Raw genomic sequence first — 17,775 nt, forward strand, 5'->3', positions numbered from 1 at the left:
AAAGAACACCATGCTGCTCGCCCCCATCCAGATCGAAACGGATTTTTTGTCGCACTTCGTGCAGTACGACCCGGCCGGCGCACCGCCGCAGGCGAAGGTCGCCCCGCAAGCCCCTTTGGCGCGCCGTGGCGTGCCGCTGGCATTGACGCAATTGAGCAAGGCCTATGGCGAACGTCCCGTGCTGAAAAACGTCGACCTGCAGCTGGAAGCGGGCGAATTCGTCGCCATCGTGGGGCGTAGCGGCTGCGGCAAAAGCACCTTGCTGCGCTCCATCGCGGGCCTGGAAAGCGTCGACGAGGGCAAGGTCGCCATCGGCAGCGGCATCGGCGCTCCCGACATCCGCATCATGTTCCAGGAATCGCGTTTGCTGCCGTGGAAGACGGTGCTCGACAACGTGGCCCTGGGCTTGCCCCGCTCCGTTGGCGCGGCGGCCGCCTCGTTGTGGACGGTGGGCCTGGCCGAGCGGGCGGACGACTGGCCGGCGGCCTTGTCGGGTGGCCAGAAGCAGCGCGTGGCGCTGGCGCGTGCCCTCGTGCACGAACCGCAATTGCTGCTGCTTGACGAGCCCTTGGGGGCGCTCGACGCGCTGACGCGCATCGAAATGCAGCAGTTGATCGAGTCGTTGTGGCTGGCGCGCGGTTTCACGGCCGTGCTGGTGACGCACGACGTGGCCGAAGCCGTGGCCCTGGCCGACCGCGTGCTATTGATCGAGGATGGGCGGATTACCCTGGACGTGCAGGTGGATTTGCCGCGCCCCCGTCAGCGCGGCCATGCGGCTTTCGCCGCGCTGGAACAGTCTATCTTGTCGCGCGTGCTGCAACCGACTGCGCCAGCACGATGAAACCGTCGCTATCCACCGTCGCCACGATGCTCTCGTAGCTGTCGATGGCGGGGTGGCGCGTGGCCAGCGGGTGCGCATGCGTGGCGGTGACGACGATGATCTTCGCGCCAGCCGCTTCGCCCGCCTCGATGCCCACCGACGCATCTTCGAAGACCAGGCAATCGGCAGGCGCCACGCCCAGCTTTTCCGCCGCCAGCAGGTAGCAATCGGGTTTCGGCTTGCCCGCCTTGACGTCTTCCGCCGTCACCATGATGGCGGGAATGGGCATGCCGGCCGCCTTCAGGCGCGCCGTGGCCAGCGCGCGCGGCGCCGACGTGACGATGGCCCATTGCGCCGGCGGCAGCGACTGCAGGAAGCGCAGCGCGCCCGCAATTTCAATAATCCCATCCACATCGATGATTTCCGCATCCGTGATGCCCTGCGACTCGCGCTGCGCGTCGACGCCGGGCAAGCGAAGTTTGGCGATGGTGTCGACCGAGCGCGCGCCGTGGATGGTGGGCAGGAAGGCCGCTACATCGAGGCCCTGGCGCTGCGCCCAGGTGCCCCAGATGCGTTCGGCGGCGGCAATGGAATTGATGACGGTGCCGTCCATGTCGAACAGCAGGGCGCGGTAGCGGCCTGCGGCCCGGGGCGGCGTCGACGATAACGGTGGCTGCTGCAGCGGCGAGGGCAGTGCGGACATGGCTTCCTTCCAGATGATAGGCTGGAAGCCATTGTAACGGCAGTCGATTTTTATTTCACAGGTAGACCGATTCAAAGCGGGCCACGGGCGCGCCATCCTTGAGCAGGATCAGCTTCTCGCCCTCAAGCTGGTAGCCCGTCACGCTGTTCAAGTTGGCCAGCACGGCGCTTTCCAGTTGCATCAGGGGCGGCGGGCAGGCCATGCGCGTGCCGGCCAGCTGCGTGAAGCGCAGGGCCGTGCCTGCCAGCGTGTAGCCGCCCATGACGCGGTTGCAACCCGTAAAACCGGTGACCTTGCCATCATCGGTGAGGGTGATGCGCACTTCGCGTTCCTGCTGTGGCGCCATCACCACCGGGGCGCCATCGAGCTGCGTCAGCTTCCAGTAGGTATTCGTCAGGCTGGCCTGCGGCGCCAGGCTGGCGTTTGGCTTGGCGCTGTCGGACGTGGCAGCGCAGCCGCCGGCCATGGCGATGGCGGCGGCAAGAGGAAGGTATTTCAGGCGATGCAGCATGGAAGGCTCCTGTTCATGGGTGAATAGTCGTCAGACTAGCAGCTTTACCTCGCGTACTGGCGTACCGCAGCGGCAAGTGTTTCCATTTTGCCAGTCCTGGCATTAAACTCATGCTTTCTGCTGTATCAACCTTTATCGGGGAGCCGGGCCGATGCTGCAAGCACAAGTGCTGGATAATCGACTGGTCGCCACCAGTGCCGACGACGTGCTGGTCGACCGCATCGTGCCCGGTGCGCCGCTGGTCATCGCCTTCGGCTTCGTCTCCTGGACCACGCGTCCCGCCTTCGATTTTTACGGGCGCCTGAGAAAGCTGGAGCAGGCCAGCGGCCAGCACCTGAACAAAATCCTCGTGCGCGACTCCGGCAATGCCTGGTATCACCGCCAGATCGCGGGCCTGGGTGGCCATGTGGATGAAACGGCGCAGGCCTTGCGCGAGCTGGTGCGCAGCATGGCGCCCAGTCAAACCACCACCATCGGCCAGTCCATGGGCGCGTACGCGGCCGTCATGTATGGCTTGCTGCTCGATGCGCAGAAGATCGTCGCCTTTGGCCCCTTGTCCTTCCTCGACGTGCAGCAGGCGCGTTTGTACCATGAGCTGCGCTGGCTGCCCGTGATGGAGTCGCTTGCGCAAGACCCGCCGCCCTCCGGCTATTACGACCTGGCGGCCCTGTGCCGCACCAGGGCGACCGAACATACGCAGATGCACCTGGTGTTCGGCACGCGGCCGGACGTGGCCAGCGCGGGAAGTAGTGCCAGTGCGAGCGCCAGCGAATCGGTCAACCTTGACGCCATGCACGCGCAGCGCCTGGCCGCGTTCGGCCGCTGCACCCTGCACCCATTTCCCCATTCGGGCCATGCGGTGGTGCAGCACCTGATCGACACGCAGCGCATCAACGGCTTGCTGGCCAAATGCATACTCGGTCTCACCTTGGCCCCCGAGGCCATGCCGGAGATCGGCGCCGCCTGGCAGGACTGGGTGGCGGAAAACCTGCGTCTCGGCTGCGCCGGCGAACAGCTGGTGGCGGTGCTGCAGCAGCACGGCTTTTCGCTGGCCAGCAGCATGGCTGCCGTGGATGCCGTTCGCGCCGCGCCGAAAGCGCCATGACGCCGCAGTTCGAACTCGATACCCTGAAAATCCGCATCGCAGCCCCTGAACTGGCGGCGCTCGACTTGCGCGTGCGCGTACAGCGCGCGCTGCGCCAGTTGATACTCGATGGCGTGCTGGCGCCCGGCCTGCGCCTGCCGGCCACGCGCACGCTGGCGCAATCGCTGGGCGTGTCGCGCGATACGGTGGAAATGGCGTATGCGCAGCTGCGTCTCGATGGCTATCTGCGACGCCAGGCGGGATCGGGCAGTTTTGTTTCGGAGTCGATCGGCGCGAGCTTGCTGGGCAAGCCTGCGACCACGCTGCCGCCCTTGTCCGCGCAGCCGGTGGCCCTCAGCGCGCGCGGCGCGCACATCCTCGCCAGCGGCGGCGTGGCCGACCAGCAGAGCGTGAAGGCGTTTGCCACGGGCTTGCCGGAAACGCGCGCCTTTCCGCTCGACGTGTGGGAGCGCTTGCGGCGCCAGGCGGCCGGCGAACACCGGGCCAGCGTGCTGCTGCATGGCGACCCGCAAGGGGCTGAGCCTTTGCGGCAAGCCATCGCCGACTATGTGAACCTGGAGCGGGGCGCGCGGGCCACGGCCGGCCGGGTGCTGGTGCTGAGCAGCACGCGCCAGGCCCTGTACCTGTGCGCGCAGGTGCTGGCCGACGCACATGACCCCATCTTGATGGAAGATCCCGGCTATTTTGGCGCCCGCAAGGCTTTCGAGATGGCGCAATTGCAGGTTGTGCCCGTGCCCGTCGATGCCGATGGCTTGTGCATCGGGCACTTGCGCGCGGACCGCAGCGGGGCGAATACGATTTACGTCACGCCGTCGCATCAATACCCGATGGGCGCCACCCTGGCGCTCGAGCGTCGCCTGGCCCTGACTGCCTGGGCTGCGGAGCGCCAGGGTTGGATCATCGAGGACGATTACGACAGCCAGTTTCACTATGCGGGCTTGCCAACGGCTTGCGTGCAGGGGCTAGACACGCAGCAGCGCACGATTTACCTGGGCACCTTCGCCAAGTCGCTGTATCCGGGCCTGCGCCTCGGCTACATGGTGCTGCCGCCCGCGCTGGTGAAACCGATGACGCATGCGCGCAGCATCCTCGATGGTCACACGCCGCAACTGGATCAGCTGACACTGGCCCGTTTCATCGCCGACGGCCATTTCGCGGCCCATGTGCGCGCCATGCGCAAGGTCTACGCCGTGCGCCGCGATGCGATGGCGCAGGCCGTGCAGCGGCACTTGCCGCACGTGGTCACGGCGCAGCTGCCGCCGGGCGGCTTGCAGATGCCTTGCTTGCTGCATGAGGGCAGGGACGAGCTGGAAACGGTACGGCTGGCGGCGCAGGCGGGCATCGTGCTGCCGGGCCTGAGCCGGCTGTATGCGACGCCGCCGACGCGCGGTGGCTGGCTGCTGGGCTTTGCGGCGCTCACGCCGCACGAGATCGACAGCGACATCGTCCGCCTGGCCCGCGCGCTAGGGTGAACGCTCAAGTGGTCTGTTGAATGTGTGGAAATTGGCCTGCTTGAGCAGTCCATGTGAGCGCTAAGATGCCCTTTTTGAACCTCAGGCAAGGGCACACGCATGCAGACAAGTTCCACATCCTCGGCGGTAATCGACAACAGGCGCCAAGCGCGCTGGCGCGACCTGGCGTCTCCCACCATGGCGGCCTGCATTTCCGTCCTCGTCAACTATGGCGGCACCTTTGTGCTGGTGTTCCAGGCGGCCCAGCTGGCCCAGCTCAGCGCCGCGCAGACGGCGTCCTGGGTCTGGTCGCTGAGCATCGGCGTGGGCGTGACGGGCATCTGGCTCAGCTACCGCTACCGCGCGCCCATCATCACGGCCTGGTCGACGCCCGGTGTGGCCTTCCTGGCCACCGTCATGCCGCACACGCCGTACGCGGAGGTGATCGGCGCGTACATGGTATCCGCGCTCGCCTTCATTCTGCTGGGCATGTCGGGCGCCTTCGAGCGCCTGGTGCGGCTGATTCCTGGCGGCATCGCCGCCGGCTTGCTGGCCGGTATCTTGCTGCAGTTTGGCGTGAATGCCTTCGGCGGCGCCAGCGCCGATCCCGTGCTGGTGGTGGTGCTGCTGTTGTCGTATGCCGTGCTGCGCCGTTTCACGGCACGCTTTGCCGTGGTGGGCATCATGCTGATCGGCCTGGCCCTGCTGCTGGCGCAGGGACGCATCGATGCGCATGGCATCGAACTGACCCTGGCCGCGCCCGTATTCGAGATGCCGCGCTTTTCCGTAGCGTCCCTGCTGGGCGTGGCGCTGCCCCTGTTCCTGATCACGCTGACGGGGCAATACATGCCCGGCATGCTGGTGCTGCGCAATGACGGTTACGGCGTCAGCGCCAATCCCATTTTGACGGTGACGGGCCTCGGTTCGCTGCTCATGGCGCCGTTCGGCGCGCACGCCTTCAATGTGGCCGCCATCACGGCCGCCATTTGCACGGGCAAGGATGCGCACACGGACCCGGCTAAGCGCTATGTCGCGGGGCTGGCGTGCGGCGTGCTGTACATCCTGGTGGGCGTCTTCGGCGTCACCCTGGCCAGCCTGTTCATGGTCTTGCCGCGCAGCTTCATCACGGCGCTGGCGGGCCTGGCCCTGCTGGGCGCCATCGGCAACAGCCTGGCGCAGGCGATGGCGGACGTGCGCATGCGTGAAACGGCGTTGATCACCTTCCTGGCGACGGCCGCGAACGTGACCTTGCTGGGCGTGGGCGGCGCCCTGTGGGGGCTGGCTGCCGGACTGGCGGCGCATGGGCTGATGCATGGCTGGCGCAAGGCGGCTTGACAGCGGCATCGCCAGATAGCTTGCCCATTTTTCCGCCCGCCGCATACAATTGCTGCCGCCCGTGCCCATTGGCACCCTGTTATCGAACGATCTGAACGATGCCCGAGATCACTTCCCTGGCGCAGTATGTGCTGGCGATCACGCCTGCCTTCCTCGTCTGCACCGTCTTGCTGCTGGTGTTGCCACGTACCGTGCCACGCTCGGTGCCGCTGCTGCGCGTACTCGTGCACATCCTGTTTTTCGTGCTGGCGCGCGATGCGATGACGGCGCATGGCTACTGGCAGGTGGCGGCGGGCGGCTTGCGCTTCACGGCGCCGCCGCTGGTCTTGCTGGCGCTGGGGGCCGTGTCGCTGGGGCTGGTAGCAAGTACCTGCTGGCTGGAAAGCGAGGCGCGCCGCCAGATCCGCTGGCTCGGCATGCACCCGGCCCTGTCCGTGCTGCTGGGCGTGGCGGGCGCCGCCCTGATCATCGCCCTGGCGACGGGCTTGAAAGCCCTGTCCGGCTTGCCGTCCCTGGCGCCCGTTTCCCCATCCGCGCTGCCCTTGCTGCTGGGCTTTGCACTGGCGGCCAACTGCTATGAGGAATTGCTGTTCCGCGGCTTGCTGCAGCAGCACCGCGCGCCTGGCTGCCAGCCTGGCACGCGGCGCTGGTATCGGGCTTGCTGTTTGGCCTGTGCCACGCCTTCCTGGCCACCACCGTCACGCAGGTGGGCGCGCCCATCCTCGTATTTGCCGTGATCGAAGGCGTGGTGGCGGGACTGGTATATTGCCGTGCCGGCTTGCTGGGCGCGTCCCTGGCGCATGGCCTGGCGATTTTTGCGCTGGCCGCCGGCTGGGTGTGAATCTTGTTGTTTACTTTCACTATTAATGAAAAGCGAGAAAACGATGCCTGTCAGTTCCTACCTGAATACCCGTCCCGTCCTGGGCGAGCGCGTCTACCTGCATGACACGGCGCAAGTGATCGGCGATGTGCAGATCGGCGACGACTGCTCGATCTGGTGCAACAGCGTGCTGCGCGGTGACGTGAACCGCATCGTCATCGGCGAGGGCAGCAATATCCAGGACTTTTCCATGGGCCATGTGTCGCACAAGAATGCGGCCAAGCCCGACGGTTCACCCTTGACCATCGGCAAATACGTGACCATCGGCCATTCCGTGATCTTGCACGGCTGCACCATCGGCGACGAATGCCTGATCGGCATGGGCAGCATCGTCATGGATGACGTGGTGGTGGAAAAGCACGTGATGCTGGGCGCGGGCAGCCTGGTATCGCCCGGCAAGGTGCTGGAAAGTGGCCACCTGTACGTGGGCCGGCCCGCCGCCAAGGTGCGCCCGTTAACCGAAGCGGAGATCGCCTACCTGCGCTATTCGGCTGAACACTATGTGCGCGTAAAGAACAATTACCTGGCCGGTGGGGACGACGCCTGATCGCCAGCGCGATCAAGGCGGCGCAGTTCCGGCCGCGGCGCCAGGTCTTGCGGCAGGCGCAGGCCGGACACCAGGCCCATGCGCCGCAAGAGCAGCAGTACCCACCAGCCCGGGTCCCATTCGCCCGGCAGCAGGCCCAGTTTGGCTGAACCCGGATATGCGTGATGGTTGTTGTGCCAGCATTCGCCCATGGTCAGCAGCGAGACCAGGCGGATATTTCTCCCTTGCACGGCGGCGCCATGGACCTCAAAGTGCATCTGCCCATGATTGTGGGCGAAGTAGCCGATCAGCCAGTGACCCAGCACGCCGGCGCTGATACGCGCGCAGACGCCCCAGCAAACCAGGCCCCAGCCGCCCCAGGCGAAGAACAACAGGGCCCACGGCAGTTGCTGCAGCATCCACGTTGCTTCCAGGAAACGGTAAAAGCGGTCGTGCGCGATGCGCGGCTCGATGGCGATGTGCGGCGGGTGGGCCAGTTGCAAGCGGCAGTGGAGTTGCCACCAAGCATCGCGCCAGAAACTGGCGCCGTGGCGCAGGTAGGAGTGACAGCCAGGCAGGCGCTGGGCATAGTCGCGCAGCTCGTGCTGGCGCAGCAGGCCCAGCGGGCCGCTGAGTCCCACCAGCACGCCCAGGTACACCAGCAGGTATTCCAGCCATTGCGGGCAATGAAAGCTGTCGTGGATCAGTTTGCGGTGGCTGCCCAGCGAATGGCCGCACAGCAGGACGATGGCCGTGCCGGTCACAAACAGCAGCAGGCCGGTCCAGCTGAAGGCGAGCAGGGCGCCGACAATGGCGCCAGCCAGCATGGTTGCCAGCCACAGCGATTGCACTGGCGCATAGCGCACTACGCCGTCAAGCACGCTGTCGGCGTGCGTGGCGCGGGCGCGGTGGCTGTCCAGGCTGACCGCCGTCATCAGGCCTTGGGGGCCGACGACGGTTGCGTGTACTTGTCGAAGTTGGTGATGTAGTCGTTGAAGTTGTCGGTCAGCATGCGCTTGTACTGTTCCGTGAAGAAGGCCACGGCGCCCTCCTTCTCTTCCTGCATCTTGGCCACGTCGTTGCTCTTGCTGGCGACGAGGAAGGCGTTGAAGCGGGCAGCCGCGTACAGCAGCGAGGTGGCCACTTCATTGCCGCCGCTGTGCATGCATTGTTCATTGGCCAGGGCGATGACCTGGTCGGCGCGTTCCCAGAATTCCGGGCCCGGTGCTGGTTTGGTGGTTGGTGTGGTCATAAAAATCCCTCATGAAAGTGCGCGCCAGTCTACACAGGGGGCCGCAGGCTGTCCAGCCGCGCGCCGGTCAAGGCGCTTGCAGGATCTGTTCGACCAGCACGGCCAGCGGCGGGCGGATATCGAGTACGATGCCGGCCTCGTCCGCTTGCAGGGGCTGCAGGGTGGCCAGCTGGCTGTCGAGCAGGCTGGACGGCATGAAATGGCCGGGGCGTTGCATGCGGCGCTCCAGCACGGCGCGCGGGCCGTCCAGGTGGACAAAGCGCAGGGCCGGGTCGCCTGCGCGCAGCACGTCGCGGTAGGCGCGTTTCAGGGCCGAGCAGGAGACGACAAGGCCGCTGGCTTGCGCGCGGGCCGTGGCGATGCGCTCGCGCAGTGCGGCCAGCCAGCCGGCCCGGTCGGCATCGTCGAGCGGCACGCCGGCCGCCATCTTGGCCACGTTTTCCGGCGGATGCACGTCGTCGCCTTCCACATACGGCACGCCCAGCGCGCTGGCCAGCAGGCTGCCGACGGCGCTCTTGCCGCAGCCGGACACGCCCATCACGACCCAGCGCAGGGCGGGCGCGCCCATGCTCAAGGCGCCGAGACGATGACGGTGACGCGGCGGTTTTCCGCCTGGCCCGCCTTGCTGGCGTTCGAGGCCACGGGCTTGCTCATGCCCAGGCCCTTGACGACGATATTGCCGCGCGGAATGCCCGCCACGCCCATCGCATCGGCCACCACGTTGGCGCGCGCCAGCGACAGCTTGTTGTTCAGTACTTCGGCGCCTTCATTGTCCGTATGGCCTTCCACGCGCATGTGCGTGATGCCCACTTTCAGCAGGGCGGCGCTGATTTTCTGGATGGCGGCCCGGCTCGGCGCCGTCAGGCTGGAGGCGCCAAAGTCGAACAGCAGCTTGTCGGTAAAGCTCAGTTCCCAGCCTTCGTCGGTCTGGTTAAAGCCTTGCTCCTTCAAGGTGGCGACTTGTTCGGCGTTGAACAGCGGTTTTGTCTCTGGCGTGCTCTGGCAGGCGGCCAGCATGCCCAGCATGAACAGACCGAGGAAGCCGCGGCGTAATTGCTTGTAGATGAATTGCATGGTGTTGCTCCTTGATTCAGGGGTGGGTATGGGGTTGCGGCAAGCGCGCTACCTGGCGCGTGCCGCGCTGTACCTGCTTGGCGCGGTACATGGCTTCGTCCGCCGCGCCGACCAGCGAGACGGCATCGATGGCGTGATCGGGGAAGACGGCCACGCCGATGGTCAGCGAGCTGACGATGCTGTTGCCAGTGGGCAGTTCAATGGCTTGCGCCATGGCGGCGATGATGTTGTCGGCGATGTGCATGGCATCGCTGCTGTTGCGCAGCGGCTTGAGCAGGATGGCGAATTCGTCGCCGCCCAGGCGCGCCACCAGGTCGCCTTCGCGCAATTGCTGCTTGATGCGCGCGGCGATCGTCACCAGCACGCGGTCGCCCGAGGCATGGCCGAAGGTGTCGTTGATGTATTTGAAACGATCGCTGTCGAGGAACAGCACGGCCACCTTGCCATTGCCTACCCGCGCTTCGAGGATGGCGCGTTCCAGCTCCGCTTCCATGAAGGCGCGGTTCGACAGGCCCGTCAGGCTGTCGTGGTTGGCACGGTGCGACAGCGAGGCGTTTTCCTTCTGTAGATGGCTTTGCCACGCTTCCAGTTCGTCGAGCAGGGCGTTGAAGTCGTCATTGATCTGGTTTAGTTCGGCAATATTGGCCGGCGGCACGCGCAGTTCGAACGAACGGTCGCACCGCACGCGGTGAGCCGTTTCCGCCAGGTGGCGCAGGGGTGACGTGATCTCCGTTTCCATGCGGCGCGACAGGCGCACGGCGACGACCAGGCTCAGCACCAGGCAAGCCAGCAGGCAGGAGAGGCCGCTGAGCAGGAAGGGTAGCAGGCTGCGGCTGTGCGGCACCAGCGTGATGCTGCCGATAACCTGTTCATTGCGCGTGACGGGGAAGGTCAGCGAATCGGGCAGCATCCAGCCCGTCAGCGCGCGTTCGATGTAGTAGCGCGTGCCATGTTCGCCCCGTTCCCAGCGGGCCAGCACCTTGCCGGCCATGTTGCTCACCTGCGCCTGATCGATATCTTCATTGACGCCGATCAGGGCCAGCGCTTCTTTGGCGGCCATGGAGTCGCCAAAGACGACGGCCCCCTCCACCGTGTAGCTCATCGAACGGGCCACCAGGCGCAGGTTCTGGTCCGAATACACGCGCAGCGCCAGCAGCGCCACGGCCGTCAGGGTCAGGCCGGCGGCCAGCACGGCGATCAGCGACACGCTCAGGTGGGCGCGCCGCAGCACGCTGTCGAGCGTGGGGCGGGGTTTGCGCGCCAACTGGGGAGGCATGCTGGCCCTCATGGCGGCGGTCCCTTGCGACGTGCAATTTGCAAGGCGTTCGGATGCACGCGCAGGCCGCTGCGGGCGATGGCGTCGAGGTTGACGTCAAAACCGATCTGCGCCTCGGAGAGGCGCAGGCAGAACATGGTGCCCACGATGCAGGACGTGCCAGGTTCGGCGACCGATAAAATCGGTTTGCCAATGATCTGCGCCAGCAGATGCTCGCGTTCGCCATCGGGCAGGCTGCCCAGGTAAATGACGTCGCATTCGCCGGCCGCGGCTGCTGCCGCCGGGATTTTCACGCGGATGCGCTGTCCCAGGCTGGAGGCGGGGGTGTCGACGATGGCCGCGCCATAGCGGGGCGCGCCGAGCATGCAGACGCGTACTTCCGGGCGCGCCACGGGCCAGCGCACATAACTGATGATGCCAAACAGGACCTGGGCCACCTCGGCCGGCCGCCTGGCGTCGGCCGCCGCGCCCGTCTGCGCCCACGCCGCGCACGGCGCCAGCGCGCTGCAGGCGAACAGCGAGGCCAGCAGCACGGCGGCGAACAGGGCGGGCAGCGCGGTGCGCTGCCGGTGGCATGGGGAAGAGGGCACGGCGTCAGGTGTCTTTATTCAGGTCGGGACGGCTACTCACATCGCTACTCATCAGCACAGACTCTACGGAAGTCCATGCTGAAAGTAAATCATGGCGTTACGCCATACAACCTTGCATTATAAACACGAATGTGAAAACTTGCATTCCTTGCCATGAGAATTGCTTATCGACACAGGCGCGGCGGGCCAGAGTGTTGTTATTCTTCCAGTGTCGCTTCCAGCAAATCGATTTCGCGCAGCAGGCGCAAATGGATGGCGTCGTCGAGTTCGCCCGAGATGCGGCGGCGGAACAGTTCATCGCGCTCCGCATTCAGCGCTTCCAGGCGCAGCGCGCGCTCGGCCTTGGCCAGTTCCTGCAGGCGCGTCGCCTCGTCATTGCTGCTTTCGCCGTACGCGAGGCGGCGCCGGTAGGCTTCGATCAGGCGGTTGGCCGCCTCGGTGACGACTTGCTGCTTGTCATTCTTGTCGATGCCTTCGCAGACTTTTTCCAGCCGCGCGATGGCCGCTTCGGCGGCAGCGGCGCGGGCATTGCGCTCTTCCGTCGAGCGGCGCGCGGGCGGCGCGAACACCAGGCCCTTGGTCAGCAGGGGCAGGGTGACGCTGGCCAGCAGCAGCGATAGCAAAATCACCCCCATGGCCAGGAAGATGACCAGGTCGCGCGCGGGAAAGCGCGTGCCGTCAGGCAAGAACAAGGGCAGGGTCAGGATGCCGGCCAGGGTCAGCGCGCCGCGCACGCCCGCAAACGACGCTACCAGCAGCAGGCGCAGGCTGGGGCGCGCCAGCAGCGCCGCATCCTTCGATTCGCCCGGCATTTTCTTGTGGTGCTTGAACAGGGTCAGTTTCATGGAAATGAAGACCCAGATGAAGCGCATGAAGGTCAGTCCCACCGTGATCGCGATGACGAACAGGGGCAGCTTCCAGGCGCTGCCGGCGCCCACTTCCATGGACGCGGCGGGCAAGCCGGCAACGGTGGCGGGCAGCTGCGCGCCCAGCATGACGAAGATCACGCCATTCAAGACCAGTTGCACGGTATCCCACACGGCCTTGCGCTGGGTGCGCGTGGCGGCCAGCGGGCGGCCGATCAGGTCGGCATAATGCATGGACACGCCCGCCGTGGCGGCGGCCAGGATGCCCGAGCCGTGGATTTGCTCGGCGCCCAGGTAGGCGGCAAACGGAATCAGGATGCTGATGAGGATTTGCAGGCCCGGTTCTTCGCCGACTTTGCTCACCAGCCATTTATTTGCCAGGCCCACGCCCCAGGAGATGGCCAGTCCGATGACGATGCCGCCGCCCGCTTCCTGCAGGAAACTCAGCGAGGCGGCGCCGATGGAAAAGCCGCCCGTCATCATGGCGCCCACGGCAAACGTGAAGCAGACCAGGCCTGAAGCGTCGTTCAGCAGGGACTCGCCTTCGAGGATGTGCATCAGGCGCGGCGGGATGGGATTGCCGGCCGCGATTGCCGAGACGGCGACGGGGTCGGTCGGCGAGAGGATGGCACCCAGCGCGAAGGCCACGGCCAGCGGCACGCTGGGGATCAGCCAGTCGATGAAGAAACCCATGCCCAGCACGGTAAACAGCACCAGGCCGATGGCCAGCATTAGGATCGAGCGCGCATCGGAAAAGAAGGCGCCCTTGGGTATGCGCCAGCCGTCGAGAAACAGCAGCGGCGGAATGAAGAGCAGGAAGAAAATATCGGGATCGAGCGGCACTTGCACGCCAAACAGGGCCAATCCCGTGCCGCCAGCGATCTGGATCAGGGGGAGCGGCAGCTTGACCCAGCGCGAGCGGGCGATGAAGCCGCACAGGACGACGCTCAGGACGAGGATGAGGATGATGGTAACGGTATGCATGAAGGGAGCGGCGGCGTGCTGAAACGCTGATTATAAGGCGCAGCCTGCCTGCGGCACGGCCTGCGTGCCATTGCGTACATACAACAAGTCACAATCGCGGTAAGATTGTCACTGTGGCCCTGTCGCCGCCGCCGTTGGCCGGCGGCTGGCCGCCTTGCTTTATTGCTTTGCTTTCACCCTGGCCTTTACTTTTCATTGGTTCCTGTTTTGCTCAAGAAAATCTTCACCGGCCTGCTGCTGTCGCTGGCATTGCTCGCCGTCGCGGCGCTGGCCGCCTACTTGTATTACTGGCGCCCCGCGCTGGCACCCATCGATCCGCCTGCCGCCACGGCGTTTTCCCCGCAAGTGGTGGAAAAGGGCCGCATTCTGGCCGGCATGGGCAATTGCGCCGCCTGCCATACGGCCAGGGGCGGTGCCGATTACGCGGGCGGCCACGGCCTGGCCACGCCGTTCGGCACGATCTACGCGACGAATATCACGCCCGACAGGCAAACGGGCATTGGCCGCTGGTCGCTGGCCGCCTTCCAGCGGGCCATGCGCGAAGGCGTGGGCCGCGATGGCGCCCACCTGTATCCCGTCTTTCCGTACACCCATTTCAACCTTGTCTCGGACGCCGACCTGACGGCCCTGTACGCGTATTTCATGACGCGCCCGGCCGTGTATGCGGCGGCGCCCGCCAATAGCGTGCCTTTCCCCTTGAACCTGCGCCCCTTGCAGGCGGGCTGGAAGATGCTGTTTTTCAAGCCTGCAAGCTTTCAGCTGGATGCCGCGCAAGGCCTGGACTGGAACCGGGGCCGCTACCTGGCCGAGGGACTGGCGCATTGCGCGGCCTGCCACACGCCGCGCAATGCGCTGGGCGCCGAGCTTGCCGGTTCATCCTATCTGGGCGCGGCCATCGATCACTGGTACGCGCCGGCCCTGACCAGCGCCAACACGGCACCGCTGCCGTGGACGCAGGATGAACTGTATACCTTCCTGCGCACGGGGGCGACGGCCTTGCACGGCGTGGCGGCCGGGCCCATGTCAGCCGTCGTGCACGAAGGCATGGGCGCTTCGCCCGATAGCGATATCCGCGCGCTGTCCGTGTATTTTGCCGGCGTGGCCGGAGTCGAGCAACGCCAGGTCGATACCGATACCGTGGTGAAAGCCGGCATCCAGCGCTCGCAGCGCGTCAGCCTGGTCGACAACGACCGTGGCGCCAGCCTGTACGTGGCCGCCTGTGCGTCGTGCCACTCGAACAGCGATGGCCGGCCCGCGGCTCTGCGTCCGGAGCTGAGCCTGAACAGCGCCGTCAGCGCGCCCGATCCCGCCAACCTGATCCAGGTGATACTGCACGGCTTGACCAAGGATGAGGCCATGCCCGGCGTGCTGATGCCCGGCTTTGCCGCCTCGCTGACGGACAACGACGTGGCCCAGCTGGCCGCCTATCTGCGTCGTAGCCGCAGTCACCAGCCGGCCTGGACGAACCTGGAAGCGGCCGTGGCGCGCACGCGTGCCGGCAAGTAATTCTTGAAAGTTTCTTATGTGTAACGCTTATGTATAACACTCATGTATAACACTCATGTATAACATTATCGTCAATGGCCAGCCCTTCGGCACCGAGGTCGACGCCGAGACACCCCTGCTGTGGGTGCTGCGCGACGAAGCCCAGCTGAAAGGCACCAAGTTTGGCTGCGGCATCGGCATGTGCGGCGCCTGCACCGTGCATGTGGATGGGCGCGCCATGCGCGCGTGCATCACGCCGATTGCCGCCGTCACCGGTTGCGCCATCACCACCATCGAAGGCCTCTCGCCCGATGGCACGCATCCCCTGCAGCGGGCCTGGGTCGCCACGCAGGCGCCCCAGTGCGGCTATTGCCAGTCGGGCCAGATCATGCAGGCGGCCACCTTGCTGCGCGACTATCCGCAGCCGACGGATGCAAATATCGATGCCGTGATGAGCGGCAACCTGTGCCGCTGCATGGCATATGTGCGCATCCGCAAGGCGATCAAGCTGGCGGCCGGCATGCAGGAGGCGCCCGGTGTTTAAGTTGCCGAAAGAAAATTCTGCTGCCCGTCCCCCTTCTTTGGGACGGCGCGGTTTTCTGATCGCCGCCGCCGGCACGGGTTTTACCCTGGCTTTCTTGCGCGCCGACAGCTCATTGGCCGCCGGCAAGGTGGCGCCCGTGCCGCCGGTCAAAGCCAGCGCGCCCTTGTTCGATCCCGGCATCTGGTTCCAGATTGGCCCCGACGGCATCGTCACCGTCAACATCGCCAAGGCGGAAATGGGCCAGCACATCGGCACGGCCCTGGCGCGCATCGTTGCCGAGGAACTGGAAGCGGACTGGAACAAGGTGCGCCTGCATTACGTGGACACGGACCCGAAATGGGGCTTGATGGTGACGGGCGGCAGCTGGTCCGTCTGGCAGAATTTCGACCCCCTCAGCCGCGCTGGCGCGGCCGGCCGCCTCGCGCTGGTCGAAGAGGGTGCGCGTCTGCTGCGCGTGCCCGTGTCCGCCTGCCACGCCAGGCTCGGCGTCGTGCATGGCCGCGGGCGTTCGATCAGCTATGGCGAAATCGTGCGCCGTGGCAAGCTGGCTCGCCAGTACACGCCCGGGCAATTGCAGGCCATCGTGCTGAAGACACCGCAGCAGCGCAGCCTGATCGGCCAGCAGGTGCAAGCGCTGGACATCCCCACGAAAATCAATGGCACGGCCGTGTACGGCATCGATGCGCAGGTCGAGGGCATGCTGTATGCGCGCCCGAAGATCCCGCCCACGCGCTACGGTTCGAAAGTGGTCTCCATCGACGACTCGGCGGCAAAAAAGGTGCAGGGGTACTTGCGCTCGGTGGTCTTGCAGGACCCCAGCGGCACGGTGCCCGGCTGGGTCATGGTGGTGGCCGAGACGTATGCCGCCGCCATGCGCGCTGCCGACCTGGTGCAGGTGAAATGGCGGGCCGGCGCGGCCGCCCATGTGTCGGAACAGGATATCGTCAACTATGCCACCAAGCAGCTGGCCGACGCCAGCCTGGGTGCCCGCGTGGTCGATGATGATGGCGTGGAGCAAGCGTTCAAGGATGCCAGCCTGCAACTGGAACGCCATTACACGACCAGCACCGTGCTGCATTTCCAGCTGGAACCGGTGAATGCGCTGGCGCAGGAAATCGACGGCGTCTGGCACATTCATGCGGGCAATCAATGGCAATCGTTGATCCTGCCCGTGCTGGCACAGGCGTTGAAGGTGCCGGAGAGCAAGGTGATGCTGCATACCTATCTGCTCGGTGGCGGCTTCGGGCGGCGCCTGAATGGCGATTATTGCGTGCCGGCCGCGCTGGCGGCGCAAGCCGTGGGACGTCCCGTCAAGATGATTTGCACGCGGGCCGACGATGCCCGTTTCGATTCGCCCCGTTCACCGTCCGTGCAGCATGTGCGCATGGCCTTCGACGACGAAGGCAAGGTCTCGGCGATGGTGCACGAAGCCAGTGCGGGCTGGCCCACGCAAGCCATGATTCCCGCCTTCCTGGCCAAGGATAAGCAGGGTCATCCGTACGACCCGTTCGCCATCGCCGGCGCCGACCACTGGTACACGGTGGGCGCGCAGCGCGTGCGGGCCGTGTCGAACGACCTGGCCAACAGCAGTTTCCGCCCCGGCTGGCTGCGTTCCGTGGGACCCGGCTGGACGAATTGGGCTGTGGAAAGTTTCATGGATGAAGCAGCGCAGGCGGCCAAGGTCGATCCGCTGGCGTTCCGTTTGTCGCTGCTGCTGGCGACGGGGCGCAACGCGGGCAGCGCGCCGAATGCCGTCGGCCGCGCCGCGCGCCTGGCCCACGTGCTGCAGCGGGTGGCGGACAAGGCGGGCTGGGGCACGGTCATGCCGCCCGACACGGGCCTGGGCATCGCCGCCACGTTCGGCCAGGAGCGCGACATGCCCACCTGGACGGCGTGCGTCGCCCGGGTGAAAGTGGACCGCAGCACTTGCATGGTGAAAGTCGAAAAACTGTTCATGGTGATCGACGCGGGCAGCATCGTCGACCCGGACGGCGCGCTGGCGCAGGCGGAAGGGGGCGCGTTGTGGGGCGTGAGCATGGCCTTGCATGAGGGCACGGCTTTCCTGAATGGCGAAGTGAAGGATACCAACCTGAACACCTACACGCCCCTGCGCATGGCCGACGTGCCCGAGCTCGACATTGAATTCGTTGTCAGCACGGCAACTTCGACGGGTATGGGCGAACCGCCCACGACGGCCGTGGCGCCGGCCATTGGCAACGCCATCTTTGCCGCCGTGGCCTCGCGCGTGCGGCATTTGCCGATCCGCCCGGAAGCCGTGCTGAAGGGACTGGACCGGCACGGCGCCGTGTAGTCTTGCCTTGCTGGTGGCGATGCGCGAACGGCTGCGCAGGAATGGCCGCAGGCTGCTACACT

Annotated in this window: 19 protein-coding genes; 10 read left to right on the forward strand and 9 right to left on the reverse strand. The window is 65.9% G+C overall.

The window, feature by feature from the left end:
• Window positions 1-10: 10 nt before the first annotated feature.
• Entirely contained in the window at window positions 11-841 is an 831-nt protein-coding gene (locus ACQ4WP_RS06550) for an ATP-binding cassette domain-containing protein (protein WP_436519225.1), read from the forward strand.
• Here the strand turns inward: ACQ4WP_RS06550 and ACQ4WP_RS06555 are convergent.
• The gene (locus ACQ4WP_RS06555) at window positions 798-1,523 is read right to left on the reverse strand and encodes an HAD-IA family hydrolase (RefSeq protein WP_436519226.1); all 726 of its coding nucleotides are present in this window, start codon (window positions 1,521-1,523) and stop codon (window positions 798-800) included. The two genes, ACQ4WP_RS06550 and ACQ4WP_RS06555, sit on opposite strands and share 44 nt — an antisense overlap.
• A gap of 55 nt (window positions 1,524-1,578) precedes the next feature.
• Window positions 1,579-2,034, reverse strand: coding sequence for an META domain-containing protein (locus ACQ4WP_RS06560; protein WP_436519227.1), 456 nt, complete (start codon window positions 2,032-2,034; stop codon window positions 1,579-1,581).
• Window positions 2,035-2,185: 151 nt separating this feature from the next.
• On the opposite strand from ACQ4WP_RS06560, the gene ACQ4WP_RS06565 reads away from it, so the two are divergent.
• The 6 genes from ACQ4WP_RS06565 to ACQ4WP_RS06590 all read left to right on the forward strand — a co-directional run bounded on the left by ACQ4WP_RS06565 (window position 2,186) and on the right by ACQ4WP_RS06590 (window position 7,352).
• Window positions 2,186-3,139: a hypothetical protein gene (locus ACQ4WP_RS06565; RefSeq protein ID WP_436519228.1), complete on the forward strand. Its 954-nt coding sequence runs from the start codon at window positions 2,186-2,188 to the stop codon at window positions 3,137-3,139.
• Window positions 3,136-4,611 (forward strand): MocR-like pyridoxine biosynthesis transcription factor PdxR, encoded by a 1,476-nt coding sequence (gene pdxR / locus ACQ4WP_RS06570; protein ID WP_436519229.1) that lies wholly within the window; start codon window positions 3,136-3,138, stop codon window positions 4,609-4,611. Before ACQ4WP_RS06565 ends, pdxR begins: the two co-directional genes overlap by 4 nt.
• Window positions 4,612-4,788: 177 nt before the next feature.
• Entirely contained in the window at window positions 4,789-5,925 is a 1,137-nt protein-coding gene (locus ACQ4WP_RS06575; RefSeq protein WP_436519385.1) for a benzoate/H(+) symporter BenE family transporter, read from the forward strand.
• A 98-nt stretch (window positions 5,926-6,023) separates the two neighbouring features.
• The gene (locus tag ACQ4WP_RS06580) at window positions 6,024-6,662 is read left to right on the forward strand and encodes a hypothetical protein (RefSeq protein ID WP_436519230.1); all 639 of its coding nucleotides are present in this window, start codon (window positions 6,024-6,026) and stop codon (window positions 6,660-6,662) included.
• Window positions 6,584-6,766, forward strand: a complete 183-nt coding sequence (locus ACQ4WP_RS06585) for a hypothetical protein (RefSeq protein ID WP_436519231.1) — start codon at window positions 6,584-6,586, stop codon at window positions 6,764-6,766. Before ACQ4WP_RS06580 ends, ACQ4WP_RS06585 begins: the two co-directional genes overlap by 79 nt.
• Window positions 6,767-6,809: 43 nt before the next feature.
• Window positions 6,810-7,352 carry a gamma carbonic anhydrase family protein gene (locus ACQ4WP_RS06590; protein ID WP_131377165.1) on the forward strand — a complete coding sequence of 181 codons (543 nt, stop codon included), beginning with the start codon at window positions 6,810-6,812 and terminating at the stop codon, window positions 7,350-7,352.
• Here the strand turns inward: ACQ4WP_RS06590 and ACQ4WP_RS06595 are convergent.
• From ACQ4WP_RS06595 to ACQ4WP_RS06625, 7 genes are all read right to left on the reverse strand, one after another.
• Window positions 7,325-8,266, reverse strand: coding sequence for an acyl-CoA desaturase (locus ACQ4WP_RS06595; RefSeq protein WP_436519232.1), 942 nt, complete (start codon window positions 8,264-8,266; stop codon window positions 7,325-7,327). The two genes, ACQ4WP_RS06590 and ACQ4WP_RS06595, sit on opposite strands and share 28 nt — an antisense overlap.
• Window positions 8,266-8,583 (reverse strand): DUF3144 domain-containing protein, encoded by a 318-nt coding sequence (locus ACQ4WP_RS06600; protein WP_436519233.1) that lies wholly within the window; start codon window positions 8,581-8,583, stop codon window positions 8,266-8,268. The genes ACQ4WP_RS06595 and ACQ4WP_RS06600 overlap by 1 nt, the downstream gene beginning before the upstream one ends.
• 67 nt (window positions 8,584-8,650) lie before the next feature.
• Window positions 8,651-9,151, reverse strand: a complete 501-nt coding sequence (locus tag ACQ4WP_RS06605) for a gluconokinase (RefSeq protein ID WP_436519234.1) — start codon at window positions 9,149-9,151, stop codon at window positions 8,651-8,653.
• A gap of 2 nt (window positions 9,152-9,153) precedes the next feature.
• On the reverse strand, window positions 9,154-9,657 hold the full coding sequence (gene yfiB / locus ACQ4WP_RS06610; protein WP_436519235.1) for an outer membrane lipoprotein YfiB: 504 nt from the start codon (window positions 9,655-9,657) through the stop codon (window positions 9,154-9,156).
• 16 nt (window positions 9,658-9,673) lie between these two features.
• Complete coding sequence (gene dgcN, locus ACQ4WP_RS06615) at window positions 9,674-10,933, reverse strand: diguanylate cyclase DgcN/YfiN (protein WP_436519236.1); 1,260 nt, start codon at window positions 10,931-10,933, stop codon at window positions 9,674-9,676.
• 8 nt (window positions 10,934-10,941) lie between these two features.
• Window positions 10,942-11,523, reverse strand: coding sequence for a regulatory sequestration protein YfiR (yfiR, locus tag ACQ4WP_RS06620; protein ID WP_436519237.1), 582 nt, complete (start codon window positions 11,521-11,523; stop codon window positions 10,942-10,944).
• 197 nt (window positions 11,524-11,720) lie between these two features.
• Complete coding sequence (locus ACQ4WP_RS06625; protein WP_436519238.1) at window positions 11,721-13,373, reverse strand: Na+/H+ antiporter; 1,653 nt, start codon at window positions 13,371-13,373, stop codon at window positions 11,721-11,723.
• A 207-nt stretch (window positions 13,374-13,580) separates the two neighbouring features.
• On the opposite strand from ACQ4WP_RS06625, the gene ACQ4WP_RS06630 reads away from it, so the two are divergent.
• The 3 genes from ACQ4WP_RS06630 to ACQ4WP_RS06640 are packed head-to-tail and all read left to right on the forward strand — an operon-like array spanning window position 13,581 to window position 17,713.
• Complete coding sequence (locus ACQ4WP_RS06630; protein WP_436519239.1) at window positions 13,581-14,879, forward strand: cytochrome c; 1,299 nt, start codon at window positions 13,581-13,583, stop codon at window positions 14,877-14,879.
• 55 nt (window positions 14,880-14,934) lie between these two features.
• A complete protein-coding gene (locus ACQ4WP_RS06635) occupies window positions 14,935-15,402 on the forward strand; it encodes a (2Fe-2S)-binding protein (RefSeq protein ID WP_436519240.1) in 468 nt (155 codons plus the stop codon).
• On the forward strand, window positions 15,395-17,713 hold the full coding sequence (locus tag ACQ4WP_RS06640) for a xanthine dehydrogenase family protein molybdopterin-binding subunit (RefSeq protein ID WP_436519241.1): 2,319 nt from the start codon (window positions 15,395-15,397) through the stop codon (window positions 17,711-17,713). Before ACQ4WP_RS06635 ends, ACQ4WP_RS06640 begins: the two co-directional genes overlap by 8 nt.
• Window positions 17,714-17,775: the final 62 nt, after the last annotated feature.

The organism is Janthinobacterium lyxosi, from assembly GCF_051380665.1.
GTDB lineage: Bacteria > Pseudomonadota > Gammaproteobacteria > Burkholderiales > Burkholderiaceae_D > Janthinobacterium.

Coding starts and splice junctions, on each gene's coding strand:
- ACQ4WP_RS06600 (WP_436519233.1), bottom strand. CDS start 8,583: ATGACCACACCAACCACCAAACCAGCACCGGGCCCGGAATTCTGGGAA.
- yfiB (WP_436519235.1), bottom strand. CDS start 9,657: ATGCAATTCATCTACAAGCAATTACGCCGCGGCTTCCTCGGTCTGTTC.
- ACQ4WP_RS06625 (WP_436519238.1), bottom strand. CDS start 13,373: ATGCATACCGTTACCATCATCCTCATCCTCGTCCTGAGCGTCGTCCTG.
- ACQ4WP_RS06575 (WP_436519385.1), top strand. CDS start 4,789: ATGGCGGCCTGCATTTCCGTCCTCGTCAACTATGGCGGCACCTTTGTG.
- ACQ4WP_RS06560 (WP_436519227.1), bottom strand. CDS start 2,034: ATGCTGCATCGCCTGAAATACCTTCCTCTTGCCGCCGCCATCGCCATG.
- ACQ4WP_RS06555 (WP_436519226.1), bottom strand. CDS start 1,523: ATGTCCGCACTGCCCTCGCCGCTGCAGCAGCCACCGTTATCGTCGACG.
- dgcN (WP_436519236.1), bottom strand. CDS start 10,933: ATGCCTCCCCAGTTGGCGCGCAAACCCCGCCCCACGCTCGACAGCGTG.
- ACQ4WP_RS06580 (WP_436519230.1), top strand. CDS start 6,024: ATGCCCGAGATCACTTCCCTGGCGCAGTATGTGCTGGCGATCACGCCT.
- ACQ4WP_RS06635 (WP_436519240.1), top strand. CDS start 14,935: ATGTATAACATTATCGTCAATGGCCAGCCCTTCGGCACCGAGGTCGAC.
- ACQ4WP_RS06590 (WP_131377165.1), top strand. CDS start 6,810: ATGCCTGTCAGTTCCTACCTGAATACCCGTCCCGTCCTGGGCGAGCGC.
- ACQ4WP_RS06550 (WP_436519225.1), top strand. CDS start 11: ATGCTGCTCGCCCCCATCCAGATCGAAACGGATTTTTTGTCGCACTTC.
- ACQ4WP_RS06605 (WP_436519234.1), bottom strand. CDS start 9,151: ATGGGCGCGCCCGCCCTGCGCTGGGTCGTGATGGGCGTGTCCGGCTGC.
- ACQ4WP_RS06565 (WP_436519228.1), top strand. CDS start 2,186: ATGCTGCAAGCACAAGTGCTGGATAATCGACTGGTCGCCACCAGTGCC.
- pdxR (WP_436519229.1), top strand. CDS start 3,136: ATGACGCCGCAGTTCGAACTCGATACCCTGAAAATCCGCATCGCAGCC.
- ACQ4WP_RS06595 (WP_436519232.1), bottom strand. CDS start 8,266: ATGACGGCGGTCAGCCTGGACAGCCACCGCGCCCGCGCCACGCACGCC.